We start from the raw sequence: 13,438 nt of genomic DNA on the forward strand, positions 1-13,438 counted from the left end.
CAGCATATCAGAGAGTTCGAACAATTGTTCGACACACCCGACATGCCAAGTGCCCCTAAGGACTCCACGAAAACCGCCAATTGTAGCCTCCGGTTGGTAGGGTTGAACGGTAGCGAACCCCTTGTCTCCATGGTTTTGGAAGGAGCTTTGGCTTGTCAGCTGAACTCGAAGACATCCACGAGGAATGCGGTATTTTCGGCGTTTGGGGCCACCCGGACGCCGCCCGACTCACCTACTTCGGCTTGCACGCGTTGCAGCATCGCGGTCAGGAGGGTGCCGGCATTGTCTCCAACGATAATGGTCATCTCATCGGTCATCGCGGAACGGGTCTGTTGACCCAGGTGTTCAGCGACGAGCGAGAAATCGAACGCCTGAAGGGAGACAGGGCGATTGGCCACGTGCGCTACGCCACTGCCGGCTCTGGCGGCACCGACAACATTCAGCCGTTCATTTTCCGTTTCCATGATGGAGATATGGCCCTGTGCCACAACGGCAACCTCACCAACTGCCCGTCCCTGCGCCGCAAGCTGGAGGACGAAGGTGCGATCTTCCACTCCAATTCCGACACCGAAGTGCTTATGCACCTCATCCGCCGTTCCTCGAAGCGCACTTTCATGGAGAAGCTCAAGGAAGCGCTCAACACCGTTCATGGCGGCTTCGCCTATCTGATCATGACCGAGAACGCCATGATCGGCGCGCTCGATCCGAACGGCTTCCGTCCGCTCTCCCTTGGCAAGATGAAGAACGGCGCATATGTGCTCGCCTCCGAGACCTGCGCGCTCGACATCGTCGGCGCCGAGCTGGTGCGCAACATCCGCCCGGGCGAAATCGTGGTCGTGGATGACCACGGCTACAAAATCGTGCAGTACACGAACCAGACCCAACTGGCCATCTGCTCGATGGAATTCATCTACTTCGCACGCCCGGATTCCGATATTTACGGCGTGAACGTGCATTCCGCCCGCAAGCGTATGGGTGCGCGTCTGGCCCAAGAATCGCCGGTCGATGCCGATATGGTCATTGGCGTGCCGAATTCCTCGCTGTCCGCGGCCTCCGGCTATGCGGAAGAAGCCGGTCTGCCAAACGAGATGGGCCTGATCAAGAACCAGTATGTGGCTCGAACCTTCATCCAGCCGACGCAGGAACTGCGCGAGCAAGGCGTGCGCATGAAGCTGTCCGCCGTGCGCGGCGTGGTCAAAGGCAAGCGCGTGATCGTCATCGACGATTCCATCGTGCGCGGCACCACGTCCAAGCGCATCGTGCAGCTGCTTAAGGAAGCCGGTGCCGCCGAAGTGCATATGCGCATCAGCTCGCCGCCGCTGAAGTATCCATGCTTCTATGGCATTGATATTTCCACCACCAAGGAACTGATCGCCGCAAAGAAGTCCGTTGAAGAAATTCGCGATTTCATCGGCGCCGATTCCCTGGCCTTCCTTTCGCTTGACGGCTTGGTCGATTCCATTGGTCTAGGAGCGGACGCCCCGTACGGCGGTCTGTGCGTAGCCTACTTCAATGGCGACTACCCGACTGCACTCGACGATTATGAAAGTGATTTTTTGAAGTCACTCACTCCGGAAGATCGCGTGCGTCTGCCTGAATTCGCCTTGTATAAGAGCAAGTACGAGGGCAACGAATACACCACTACTTCATCCCAAGAAGAACACTGAACCCGAGAAAGGTTTGATATGCCAAAAGCATATGAGGAAGCCGGCGTAAGCGTCGAAGCCGGTTACGAAGTCGTCAAGCGCATCAAGTCCCATGTGGCGCGCACCAACCGTCCGGGCGTAGTCGGCGGTATCGGCGGCTTCGGCGGCCTGTTCGATCTGGCTTCCCTCGGATACAAGGAGCCGGTGCTGATTTCCGGCACCGATGGCGTCGGCACCAAGCTGGTCGTCGCCAAGATGGCCAACAAGCACAACACCATCGGCATTGACTGCGTGGCCATGTGCGTCAACGATATTGCCGCTCAGGGTGCGGAACCGTTGTTCTTCCTGGATTACATCGCCTGCGGCAAGAACGATCCAGCACTGCTCGAGCAGGTTGTGGCTGGCGTTGCCGACGGCTGTGTACAGGCTGGTTCCGGTCTGATCGGTGGCGAAACCGCTGAAATGCCGGGCATGTATGACGAAGACGAGTATGATCTGGCTGGTTTCGCGGTCGGTGTTGCCGAGAAGTCCGCAATCGTGGACGGCTCCACCATCGCTGAAGGTGATGTGCTCATTGGTCTGCCGTCCACCGGCGTGCATTCCAATGGCTTCTCTCTGGTGCGCAAGGCCCTGTTCGAGAAGGCCGGCTACACGGTCGACACCGTGCTTGACGAACTCGATGGCGAAAAGCTCGGCGATGTGCTCCTTACCCCGACGAAGATCTATGTGAAGGCTCTGTCCCCGCTGTTCAAGGCCGGCGTGGTCAAGGGCGTCGCCCATATCACCGGCGGCGGCTTCATCGAAAACATTCCGCGTATGATTCCGGACGGCTTGGCTGCACACATCAATCTCGGCTCTTGGCCGGTGCTGCCGATTTTCGACGTGCTCGAAAAGGCCGGCGAAATCGATCATATGGAAATGTTCAACATCTTCAATATGGGTATTGGCATGGTGCTGGCAGTCAACGCCGAAGATGCTGATAAGACCATGGAATTGCTCAAGTCCAATGGCGAAGCCGGTTATGTGCTCGGCAATATCGTCAAGAAGACCGATAGCGACGTCGAACTGCAGTAAATACATATACGGGGGTGAGCCATAACGGCCACCCTCTTTTATTTCCAAAGACTTTCCTGAACATAGGATTTTCCCAGAAGGGACATAACAGGAGGAAACATGAAGGTTCTGGTCATTGGTTCCGGTGCACGCGAGCATGCCATCGCTCATGCGCTTATGCGTGGCGGCAGCGTCAGCGAAGTCACAGTGGCTCCGGGCAATCCAGGTATGGAGCTTGACGGCATCCGCATCACGCAGATCAACCCGTCCAATCATGCCGCGCTGATTGATTTCGTAAAGAACAACGGCTATGACTGGGTGTTCGTCGGTCCGGAAGTGCCGCTTATCGAGGGTATCGTTGACGATTTCGCTCAAGCTGGCATCAAGGCGTTCGGTCCGAGCAAGGCCGCCGCACAGATCGAGGGGTCCAAGGATTTCGCCAAGCAGCTGATGGAGCGTCACAGCATTCCGACCGCAAAGTATCAGACGTTCGGCGATTTGGAGCGTTCCACGACTTATGTTCGTGAGCATGGCGCTCCGATTGTGATCAAGGCTGACGGTTTGGCCGCCGGCAAGGGCGTGACCGTTGCCATGGATGAGGAAACCGCCATCGCCGCTCTTGAAGACATTTTCGTCGATCATCGTTTCGGCAACGCCGGTGCAAAGGTTGTTATCGAGGACTTCCTGGAGGGTCAGGAGTTCTCGCTGATGAGCTTTGTGAACGGCACTGATTTCTGGCCGATGCCGATTTCGCAGGATCATAAGCGCGCATATGATGGCGACAAGGGTCCGAACACCGGTGGCATGGGTGCGTACAGCCCGGTTCCGCAGATCGGTCAGGATGTGGTTGATACCGCTATTGAAACCATTGTAAAGCCGACCGTTCAGGCTATGGCTGATGAGGGAACGCCGTTCACTGGCATTCTGTACGCTGGCTTGATTGCCACCGCTGACGGTCCGAAGGTCATCGAGTTCAATGCTCGTTTTGGCGATCCGGAAACGGAAGTCGTGCTGCCGAAGCTCACGTCTGATCTTGGCGCTGGCATCAGCGCTCTGCTCAATGGCGAGACTCCGGAATTCACTTGGGATAACGACAATGCCACGCTTGGTGTGGTGCTCGCCGCCGACGGCTATCCTGTCGATGTGATCAAGGGCGCTGCGATTCCTGAGATTCCAGTCGACGAGGATTCCCACGTGTATTACGCTGGCGTGGCTCGTAGCGAAGAAGGCCTGATCGCCAATTCCGGTCGCGTGCTGCTGGTCGAAACTTCTGCCGCTGATATCAAGACCGCTCAAGACAAGGTGTATGCGATTATCGACAAGCTCGACACCAAGGGCATGTTCTACCGTCACGACATTGGCACCAAGGCATTGCAGTAGTACAGCAAGCGCAATATAAACGCGCAATCAATTGCCAATCAAAGAAGACCTGTGCCCAATCAGCACAGGTCTTCTTTGTATTATTATTATTGGCAATCCCACAAATCATCAATTATTTATAATTGACAGTTATTTAGATTATGCTCGAATATTTGATAGCATTCACACGTACTGCCAAATATCACGGCAAATCCATGAAATCCGTATCTTTCAGATAATTCTTTCCTGTCGTAATATCGTATTGAATAAGCTGATAGTCAGCCAGCAGCTGCTTGGTTTCCGTATCGAAATCGCTTTCAGCCATGGGATTGCCGTCAGCATCAAGATAAATGTTCTGGCCTTCAGGAATACGGTCCCATCCCTGGATATTGTTGACGACAGGTGGCTCCATGGCGGAGATCTTCTCATGCATTTGGGTGAGGAACGCCAGATATGGGGACACCTTGGCGTTCATATGCTCGGCAGCTTGCGCCACGAAGAAGTTCGGCGACGAATAGTCGGCATTGTCGATCTCGTTGCCTTGCGAGCTGGACGCCTTGTTGGACCAGATGAAATAATCCGTCAGATGCAAGGCAAGCGAATTGTTGTCGTCTTCGGAAGCGGACGAATAAATGCCCGGCAGATGATCACCGTAGAACACCACGGTGATCGGCTTGTCGATGGCGTCGAGCTTGTCAAGGAAGTCGGCGGTCGCCTCGTCGGTCAGAGCCACACCTTTCTGATAGGTTTCGATGGACTCCTTCTCATCGTCCTCCAAAGGAGTGTCCGTGGTGGATTCAGCCTTGAAATCGTTGTTCTTATACCAATCGTGGTATGGCATGTGGTTCTGCATGGTGATGACCTGCAGGAACTGGTTGCCGTCGGTTTTCTCAACCTCTTCAATGGTGCTCTTATACGTGGCCTCATCCGACACATACGGCGAATCGTCGATCTTGTCTTGATGCGAGATGACGTCCGGACCGGTCAACGTATAGAAGTGCGAGAATCCAAACTTCTTATAGTTGGTGGCACGCGAATACATGGACGATTCATACGGATGAAGTCCGATGGAATTCTTCGCCGCACCCCACAGCTGGTTGATGGTCGGCGTCCAATGCTCGCTCGGCACGAGCTGCTGGTACGGACTGGTAAGCGACGAATCGAAATTCGCCATGCTCAAACCGGTCAATCCCATATATTCAAGATTGGCGGTTCCGCCACCATATCCGGACGAAAGCATCAAACCGGAAGTCGTGTCCTCTTTGATGGAGCGGATGTTGGGCATGGAATCCTTGTTGACCTTCAATCCCGGCACGCGAGACGGGTCGGAGAACGATTCAGACAACACATAGATCACTGTGCTGTCGGTCATATTTTCGGTACGCGATGCGTTGATTTTCTTCGCGGCTTTCTCGTAGCGTGCCGCGACTTCCTGCATGGTCTCTTCGGAATAGTTGTCGGGCTTCACCATGGCTTTCGGATTAAGTTGCCTGGTGAACGCGACCAGCGGACCATTGCGTTGCGCATCGTAGACGGAATCCCACATGGAAGGCATATCGCCCATTACGGAAGAAAAGTTTTTCGCCCAAGATCCAACGGTGCTCACCTGCATGGAATACAGTGTGAAGAACGTTCCCGGCACGATGATCAGCAGCAGTCGAACAATCGCATTCAACGAACACGACTGCTTGTCGTCCCCACGAAACAGCTTGCCATGACGTCCATCGCGGTGATTCAAAAATACGAACAACGCAATAAAACAGGCAAAAATTCCAACCGCAAGCAAAATCGCCCAATGCGCTCCGGCCGGCATGAAGCTCATGAGATTGCCAGCGTCGGCTTTCAGGAAGTTCAAGTCACTGGGCAGAATCGCCTCATATCGTATGGATACTTTGAAATGTTCAATCACCGCGATAATGAACGTCACCGCCAAAAATATGGGAGTGGCAATCCAGAAACGGTTGATGAGCATGAGCAATATCACATAGAGCACGCCCCACAGAATCAGGTTGAGCACGGCCACAAAGTTGAGACTGGTGAACATTTTGGTGACGAAGCCCCAACCAGTCAGCCACATGTTGTTCGATAGCTTGACGCGTGTGGTGACTTGGCTAACGCCGATCTGCAGTGCGGCCACGCCGATGGCATCGAACACCACAAACAGTACGCCATACAACCACCCAGGGAATTCCTTACGTTCCTTGGCGGGTGCATTTGGATCAATCGTCGAAATCCTCAGTTCCTCAATCGTCTCGTTATTCACGGATTCGTTCGTCAAGTGCGTCTCTCCACTCGTAACGTGTCAGTTCACTTCGTTTCCCGCCTTACGGCGACACTAAGGCACCATTTTCGTGGCTATATCTGACAAAAAGATATAATGATCGATTTCATCCACAGTTTCTTCTGATTTTCTTATGGATATACCGATGAAATCGCAAAAACATAATGGGGGTACAGGCAGTTTGGATGGCGATATCTCATTTCACATGATTTCGCCATTCGCATACATTCTCACTACGATTGCTGGAATTGCTACCGCACCTTGTTCTGGCAGTCGGAGCAGAGCCCGAACACTTCCAGCGTATGCCGTTCGATGGTAAAACCATATTTTGCGCTGATGCCACGTAGCCATGTTTCGGATGGTGATTCGATTTCCACGGTTTTGCCGCAGTTCGTGCATACGAGATGATGGTGATGTCCATCATCGCCGCACAGACGAAACAGCTGCTGACCTTCCAAACGCACGGTGTCGGCCTCCCCAGCCTCAGCCAGCGCGTTCAACTGACGATATACGGTGGCGAGTCCCACTTTCACGCCTTCGTCTTCCAGCTTGCGATGCAAATCCTGTGCGGAAATGAATTCATCACTCGCCTTCAGAGCATCATGAATCAGTTCTTTTTGCTTGGTATTGCGCTCCACGCGTCCGTCTGCCAATCTACGTCCATCCTTGATGAATTCGCGCGCCGACCAATCCTTGAAGGAAAGGCCGGCGCGCGAAACCTACCGTCTAGGTTTATTTCAAATCATCCCAGCAGCCGGTCTGTTCAAGATCGGCCACGGTCTGCTTAGTGTCGTTGGTCAGCACGGTAATATGACCCATCTTGCGGTCATGGCGCACTTCGGCCTTGCAATAGTCATGCATGCTCCATTCCGGATGCTCGGCAATCAGCGCACGGGTCGGTGCCACATGCTGGCCGAGCACATTGACCATAACGGCCGGCTTGAGCAGTTCAGGCTGTTCGAGCGGCCAACCCGCGATGCCTCGGATATGCGCATCGAACTGGTCGAACGAGCATGCCTCGATGGTGTAATGGCCGGAATTATGCGGGCGAGGCGCAAGCTCGTTGACGATGACCCGCTCATCCTTGGTGACGAACAGTTCGATGGCGAGAATGCCCGCCAATTCGAAGCCCTGCGCCAAGCGCAACGCGAGTTCGTGCGCCTCCTTCGCCACAGCTTCGCTGACTTCGGCAGGAGCGATGGTCATATGCAGGATATTGTTGCGATGCTCGTTACGCACGATCGGGAAGGTCACGTAATCCTTGCCGTTGCCCGCAACGAGAATGCTTGCTTCGAATGCAAAGTCGACGAAGCCTTCGAGAATGCTTGGCGGGAATCCGCCACCGCGATCGGCACGGGCACGCACCTTTTCAAGATCGGCGTCCGACTTGAGCACTGTCTGTCCATGTCCGTCATAGCCGCCGGAACGGGTTTTAAGCACCGCAGGATAGTGGATTTCGTCAAGCGCCGCGTCGAGTTCCTCAACACTGTTGACGGCCTTCCACGGTGCGGTTGGCGTGCCATGGTCGTTGATGAACTGCTTTTCGTTGACACGGTCCTGCGTGACGCGCAGCAGATCGGTGCCCTGCGGAGCCGCCGCAAGGGAACGCACCTGGTCGATCGCGTCCGCGTCCACATTTTCGAATTCGTACGTGAGTACGTCGGATTTTTCGGCCAGTTCACGGATTGCGGTGATGTCGTCATATTCGGCAGTGACCTGGAAATCAGCCACCTGCGCGGTCGGGCAGTCCGGAGTCGGGTCGAGAACTCCGATGCGGAAGCCCATATAGCGGGCAGACAACGCCATCATACGGCCAAGCTGACCACCACCGATAATGCCGATGGTAGCGCCCGGCATCAGCCTTTCAACACGGCCGTTGGTTTCCTCAGACAAGCTGGGCATTGGATTCAGCCACCTTTTCCTTCAGTGAGTCACGGTATTCCTGCAGGGCATTGGCCAGACGCTCATCGGTGGTGCTTAGAATGCTCACAGCCAAAAGGCCCGCGTTTGTGGCACCGGAATTGCCGACCGCAGTGGTGGCGACCGGAATGCCGCCCGGCATCTGCACGATGGACAACAGCGAATCCCAGCCGGACAACGCATGGGAACGCACCGGCACGCCGATGACCGGCAGGGTGGTCTGGGCCGCCACCATGCCCGGCAGGTGTGCCGCGCCGCCAGCGCCGGCGATGATGACCTTCAGGCCGTTGGCACGGGCATTATGCGCGAACTCACCCATCAATTCCGGGGTGCGGTGCGCGGAAATCACCTGCTTCATGTACGGCACTTCGAACTGGTCAAGCATCTCGCAGGCGTGCTTCATGGTTTCCCAATCGCTCGCCGACCCCATGATCACTGCGACTTCAGGCTTGTTGTCTGCCATCAAAGACCTCCGAAAGAATCCAAAAGAACATGTTCTTGAACACCGTTTACTTTACGCAATCGGCTAGATGTGCAACATGATTTTCCCGAAAACGTCACCATTCACGATTTTGGAAAACGCAAGGCGCGCATCATCGATCGCATATGCGGAGTCGATGACCGGATGCAGATCGGCATGTTCCACGAATTTCAACAGGCGTGCGAAATCCTCGCGAGAACCCATGGTATTGCCTTGCACACGAATATCTTGGAAGAAGATTCTCGTAAGTTCGGCGCCAGGCTGATCGCCCGTGGTCGCGCCGCAGATGGCGATGGTGCCTCCCGGACGCACGGATTTGACGGAATGGCTCCAAGTGGACGCTCCGACGGATTCGATGACGGCATCCACCTTGCGAGGCAGTCGCGCACCCGATTCGAACACCGCGTCTGCGCCGATTTCCAATGCACGATTGCGCTTGTCTTCACTACGTGAGGTAACAAACACTTCCAATCCAGCCGCATGGGCAAGCTGAATCGCAGCGGTCGACACGCCTCCGCCGGCACCTTGAACAAGCACCGTATCTCCCGGCTTCACATTCGCCGAGGTGAACAGCAAAGAATATGCGGTAAGCCAGCTGGTACCCAATGCTGCAGCCTCATCGAAGTTGAGATTCTCAGGCTTGGCGAACACGTTGGCGCTGGGGACCCGCGTGCATTCGGCCATGGTTCCCGCATATCGTTCGGAAAGAATCGAACGACGCTCCCCCGGCATGACTCCGGCCCCATCGGTGCCGATGAACGTGTACAGCACCACTTCGGAGCCGGCCTTAAGCCCCTTTCGCACGGGAATGTCTTCTTGCAGCACGCCAGCCGCATCAGTGCCGAGGATCATCGGCGTCTGCTCGTCGGCAAGCCCCACACCTTGCAGACTCCACACGTCATGATGGTTCACACTCGCTGATTTCACACGAATGGTGGACCAGAATGGCTTGGTTTCAGGTTCGGGCATATCGCCCACTTCGAGCATGGACAGCGGATCATCATGATTCGTTCCGTTGGCATATACGGCTTTCATGTTCGCGCTCCTTTGCGAATGACGGCTTTTCACGATTGCAAACACCTCCATTGTGCCTCAAGTTGAGAAGACTTTGCGCTCCTTTGCCCGCAAACACCCTCGTCGGGGCATACAGTGGGATAAGATTTCGCACTTGGTTGCACTGATCGTAGGGAAGGGTGATTGCGCACGATGACCGCTGGCATTTTGAGTTCGATTCACACTCCTGCGGATGTACATGCCCTTTCAGCTCAACAATTACGCGACTTATGCTTTGAAATCCGCACCGCGCTGCTTGATTACGGCAGGAAGCATGGCGGGCATATAGGCTCGAATCTTGGCGTGGTGGAACTCACCGTGGCATTGCATCGCGTGTTCGACTCACCTCACGACCGTTTTATTTTCGACGTGTCGCACCAAAGCTACGTGCACAAGATGCTTACCGGACGTGCCGAAGCATATCTCGACAAATCCCGATTCGGCGAGGTGACCGGTTTCACCAATCCGTTGGAAAGCGAGCATGATTCGTTTGTACTTGGTCATACCGGCACTTCGATTTCACTCGCGTGCGGTCTCGCCAAGACTCGCGATATGCAACGCACTGCAACAGGCGAAAGCGCTATCGGCAATGTCGTCGCCATTATCGGAGACGGTTCCTTGAGTTCAGCAATCGCTTTCGAGGGACTGAACAACGCGGCTGAGCAGGGCGGCAATCTCATCATCATCGTCAACGACAATGAAATGTCGATCGCTGAGGATTTCGGTGGCATGTACGGCCAGCTTGCCAAATTACGTGCGTCAGATGGCACGGCGGAACTGAACCTGTTCAAGGCATTCGGCTTGGATTACCGCTATGTGGAGCAGGGCAATGATATTGACACGCTGGTGGAGGTGTTGAACGAGGTCAAAGGCATCGACCACCCGATCGTAGTGCATATTCACACCACCAAAGGCCTGGGCTTCGACGATGGCGAGGAGTCCGACAACGGTTCGGACGGCTGCAATCAGACCAATCCTCAACCTCATGCGGGCAAATGCGAGGCCAATCATTGGCAAGATCCGGAGGCCTCGCTCGGCAAACCGCTCGACGCACGTAAATACTATGGCGAAATGGCCATGGCATCGTTGGAGCGCCGTTTCAGCGGCGAGCCGGGATTGGTGGTCATCTCCCCCGCAACCCCTGGATCGAACGGCATCACACGAGATTTTCGCGAGCGTGCGGGCGCACATTATGTTGATACCGGCATTACGGAAGAGCATGCGGCCGCGTTCGCCGCGGGCATCGCCAAAGCAAGCGGCCGCCCCGTGCTTGCGACTTCCGCCACGTTCTTCCAGCGTACCTTCGACCAACTGCAACAAGAGTTGGCGCTGAACCATGTTCCCGCCACACTGCTGATTTTCGGTGCGGGAATTTCCGGTGCCGACAACACGCATTCAGGCACATTCGATATGACGATGTTCGCCAATGTTCCTGACGTGACCTGTTTGGCTCCCGCAAGCGGCGAACAGATGCTTGACATGCTGGCTTGGGCTACCGGCCCGTCCGACCATGGCGTGGTAGCGATTCGTATGCCTGGCGAGCAGATTCTCTCACTCGAACGTGCCGCCGATATGGCATTCGACCCGTTGCAGCGTGCCGAAGAGCATAATCCGGCCGTCAATATTACCGGGGAATGTCCATTCTCCCGCTATCAGATTGTTCAGCCCGGCAAAGATGTTGCGATTCTCGGACTCGGCAACACCATGCCGTTGGCTGCGAAAGTCACGTCGGCGCTTGCTGAAGATGATGAGACGCATGCTGCGATCACTGCGACGCTTGTTGACGCATTGCAGTATTCCACGATGGATGCCGAATTGCTGACGATGCTTGCCGATGGGCATCGTTTGGTCGTTACGTTGGAGGATGGCCAGTTGGAAGGCGGATGGGGTGAGAAGGTCACCGCGTTCTACGCAAATTCCAATAATGCCAAAGCTTCTCACGTTCGTGTGCTGAATTTTGGTGCATCCAAAGAGTTCACCGATCGAGTGCCGCTTGACGAGCTTAATGAACGTTACGGATTGACCGCGGCAACCATCGTCTCTCGAATTCACGGTATTCTCAACGAATAATTAATGTGTATCAACGAATTGGCGGGAATGGTCGTTATATTCGCAAGACCATTCCCGCCAATCTGTAATCAGTCACGTAATCAGCAATCCGTAATCAGCAATCACTGATCATTCTTGATGGCATCCAAAGCCGGAATCTTCACAGCCTTATTGGCAGGGCCGAAACCTGCGACCACGCCAACGGCAATCGAAAACAGCATGGCCACCACAAAAAGCCACCATGGAATCACTGAGATACGGCTCACATCGTCGCCGCCCATAATCGCTTTGCCGATATTCTCAATACTGAATCCACCCAAAGACGCCATATTGATGCCTATCGAGCCAATTGCGGAAATCAGGCAGGCGATCGCACCGCCAACTAGGCCGATCGCGCCAGCCTCGCAGAGGAACATCATGCGAATATCGCGCACATAACAGCCGAGAGCCTTCATAATGCCGATTTCGCGAGTACGTTCCGATACCGACATGATCATGGTGTTGGCAATGCCAATCGCGGCAACGAAGAACGACACCGCGCCGATGCCGCCCAAAGCCAGCTGGATGCCCCGCGACTGCTTTTCGATTTCCTTACGCGTTTGCTCAAACGAGGAAGTCTGATAACCTGCACCCTTGATTTGCGCTTCAACGTCGGCAACGTCTTTGATGTCTTGGGTATGCACCAATACCTGATCGTAAACGACCTTGCTTGACATGTTGGTCTTGGTATCCCCCGATATTTTGGCGTTCAACGTTTTCATATCGTCGATGCTCATCACAATGCCGGAAGTGAACGCATCATAGTTGTTGGCGGAGGAATCAATGACACCCACCACAGTGTATGGCATGGTAATGGTGGGACTCTCGCCACTGCCGGAATCGGATGGCGCCACGGATCCTCTGCCCACCTTGCGGTAGTCGTCGGGACTTTGATAGTTGGCTCCGGTAATCAGTGTGATTTTGGAGTTCAGCATATCGAAGAACGGGTCTTCGCCTTCGGATTGGGCGCAACCATGCTCATCACAGTAATAACCGCCCGCTTCTATACGATGATTGCTCGGATCTGACGCATACTTGTCGTAGAACGAATACACGAAGGATTTGCCCGCCAACACTTCGCCGGCACGCATCGGAAGACGTCCGCTGGCCAATTTATAGCCGGATTCTTCCAATTGCGTGGCATCGACTCCCACCACGTTGACATATTGCGACACGTACCGGGAGCCAGCTCCTTGCGTGGCATCCACACTGTATGACATCGTTTTCTGCGGAAGCACTCCAGCCACACCGGCAATGCTGCGAAAATTCTGCACGGCGTCATCGTCGAGTTTCGCCTGTTCGCTGCCAGCACCGCTCACGCTGGATGACGTTGCCGTGGAATGCGAACTTCCGCCGTCCGCGTATACGGTGATGTCGTTCAGGTTGCCCATGTTTTTGAGCATCTGCTCGTTCTGTTCGTTGATGCCTTGGCCAATGGAAATCATGAGCACGATTGAACAGCAGCCGACGATCACGCCAAGCACCGTAAGAACCGTACGCGATTTGCGACGCAGCAGATTCTGCATGCACGAACGTGCGATATCCGAAAAACGCATG

Annotated in this window: 10 protein-coding genes; 4 read left to right on the top strand and 6 right to left on the bottom strand. The window is 54.8% G+C overall.

The window, feature by feature from the left end:
• Positions 1 to 152 precede the first annotated feature (152 nt).
• The 3 genes from purF (at position 153) to purD (ending at position 4,079) form a co-directional block, all read left to right on the top strand.
• The gene (purF, locus tag CE153_RS05725; RefSeq protein ID WP_099595480.1) at positions 153 to 1,667 is read left to right on the top strand and encodes an amidophosphoribosyltransferase; all 1,515 of its coding nucleotides are present in this window, start codon (positions 153 to 155) and stop codon (positions 1,665 to 1,667) included.
• Positions 1,668 to 1,685: 18 nt separating this feature from the next.
• Positions 1,686 to 2,720, top strand: coding sequence for a phosphoribosylformylglycinamidine cyclo-ligase (gene purM / locus CE153_RS05730; protein WP_080788330.1), 1,035 nt, complete (start codon positions 1,686 to 1,688; stop codon positions 2,718 to 2,720).
• A 99-nt stretch (positions 2,721 to 2,819) separates the two neighbouring features.
• On the top strand, positions 2,820 to 4,079 hold the full coding sequence (gene purD / locus CE153_RS05735; protein ID WP_099595482.1) for a phosphoribosylamine--glycine ligase: 1,260 nt from the start codon (positions 2,820 to 2,822) through the stop codon (positions 4,077 to 4,079).
• 181 nt (positions 4,080 to 4,260) lie between these two features.
• On the opposite strand, the gene CE153_RS05740 is transcribed toward purD, so the two are convergent.
• The 5 genes from CE153_RS05740 to CE153_RS05760 form a co-directional block, all read right to left on the bottom strand.
• A complete protein-coding gene (locus CE153_RS05740; RefSeq protein ID WP_099595483.1) occupies positions 4,261 to 6,336 on the bottom strand; it encodes an LTA synthase family protein in 2,076 nt (691 codons plus the stop codon).
• A 254-nt stretch (positions 6,337 to 6,590) separates the two neighbouring features.
• Entirely contained in the window at positions 6,591 to 6,992 is a 402-nt protein-coding gene (locus tag CE153_RS05745) for a Fur family transcriptional regulator (protein WP_180753421.1), read from the bottom strand.
• 79 nt (positions 6,993 to 7,071) lie between these two features.
• On the bottom strand, positions 7,072 to 8,241 hold the full coding sequence (gene purK, locus CE153_RS05750; RefSeq protein ID WP_099595484.1) for a 5-(carboxyamino)imidazole ribonucleotide synthase: 1,170 nt from the start codon (positions 8,239 to 8,241) through the stop codon (positions 7,072 to 7,074).
• Positions 8,225 to 8,722: a 5-(carboxyamino)imidazole ribonucleotide mutase gene (purE, locus tag CE153_RS05755; protein ID WP_003836415.1), complete on the bottom strand. Its 498-nt coding sequence runs from the start codon at positions 8,720 to 8,722 to the stop codon at positions 8,225 to 8,227. Before purE ends, purK begins: the two co-directional genes overlap by 17 nt.
• A 63-nt stretch (positions 8,723 to 8,785) precedes the next feature.
• Positions 8,786 to 9,775, bottom strand: coding sequence for a zinc-binding dehydrogenase (locus CE153_RS05760; protein WP_099595545.1), 990 nt, complete (start codon positions 9,773 to 9,775; stop codon positions 8,786 to 8,788).
• Positions 9,776 to 9,946: 171 nt separating this feature from the next.
• Between CE153_RS05760 and CE153_RS05765 the strand changes: the two genes are divergently transcribed.
• Entirely contained in the window at positions 9,947 to 11,863 is a 1,917-nt protein-coding gene (locus CE153_RS05765) for a 1-deoxy-D-xylulose-5-phosphate synthase (protein WP_099595486.1), read from the top strand.
• 101 nt (positions 11,864 to 11,964) lie between these two features.
• On the opposite strand, the gene CE153_RS05770 is transcribed toward CE153_RS05765, so the two are convergent.
• Positions 11,965 to 13,437, bottom strand: coding sequence for an ABC transporter permease (locus CE153_RS05770; protein WP_099570826.1), 1,473 nt, complete (start codon positions 13,435 to 13,437; stop codon positions 11,965 to 11,967).
• Position 13,438 lies beyond the last annotated feature (1 nt).

It is taken from the genome of Bifidobacterium sp. N4G05 (assembly GCF_002742445.1).
Taxonomy (GTDB): domain Bacteria; phylum Actinomycetota; class Actinomycetes; order Actinomycetales; family Bifidobacteriaceae; genus Bifidobacterium; species Bifidobacterium hominis.

What these genes read in the sequence shown, in the direction of transcription:
- purD (WP_099595482.1), top strand. Translation starts at nt 2,820, where the DNA reads ATGAAGGTTCTGGTCATTGGTTCCGGTGCACGCGAGCATGCCATCGCT.
- purE (WP_003836415.1), bottom strand. Translation starts at nt 8,722, where the DNA reads ATGGCAGACAACAAGCCTGAAGTCGCAGTGATCATGGGGTCGGCGAGC.
- purK (WP_099595484.1), bottom strand. Translation starts at nt 8,241, where the DNA reads ATGCCCAGCTTGTCTGAGGAAACCAACGGCCGTGTTGAAAGGCTGATG.
- purM (WP_080788330.1), top strand. Translation starts at nt 1,686, where the DNA reads ATGCCAAAAGCATATGAGGAAGCCGGCGTAAGCGTCGAAGCCGGTTAC.
- CE153_RS05760 (WP_099595545.1), bottom strand. Translation starts at nt 9,775, where the DNA reads ATGAAAGCCGTATATGCCAACGGAACGAATCATGATGATCCGCTGTCC.
- CE153_RS05770 (WP_099570826.1), bottom strand. Translation starts at nt 13,437, where the DNA reads ATGCGTTTTTCGGATATCGCACGTTCGTGCATGCAGAATCTGCTGCGT.
- CE153_RS05765 (WP_099595486.1), top strand. Translation starts at nt 9,947, where the DNA reads ATGACCGCTGGCATTTTGAGTTCGATTCACACTCCTGCGGATGTACAT.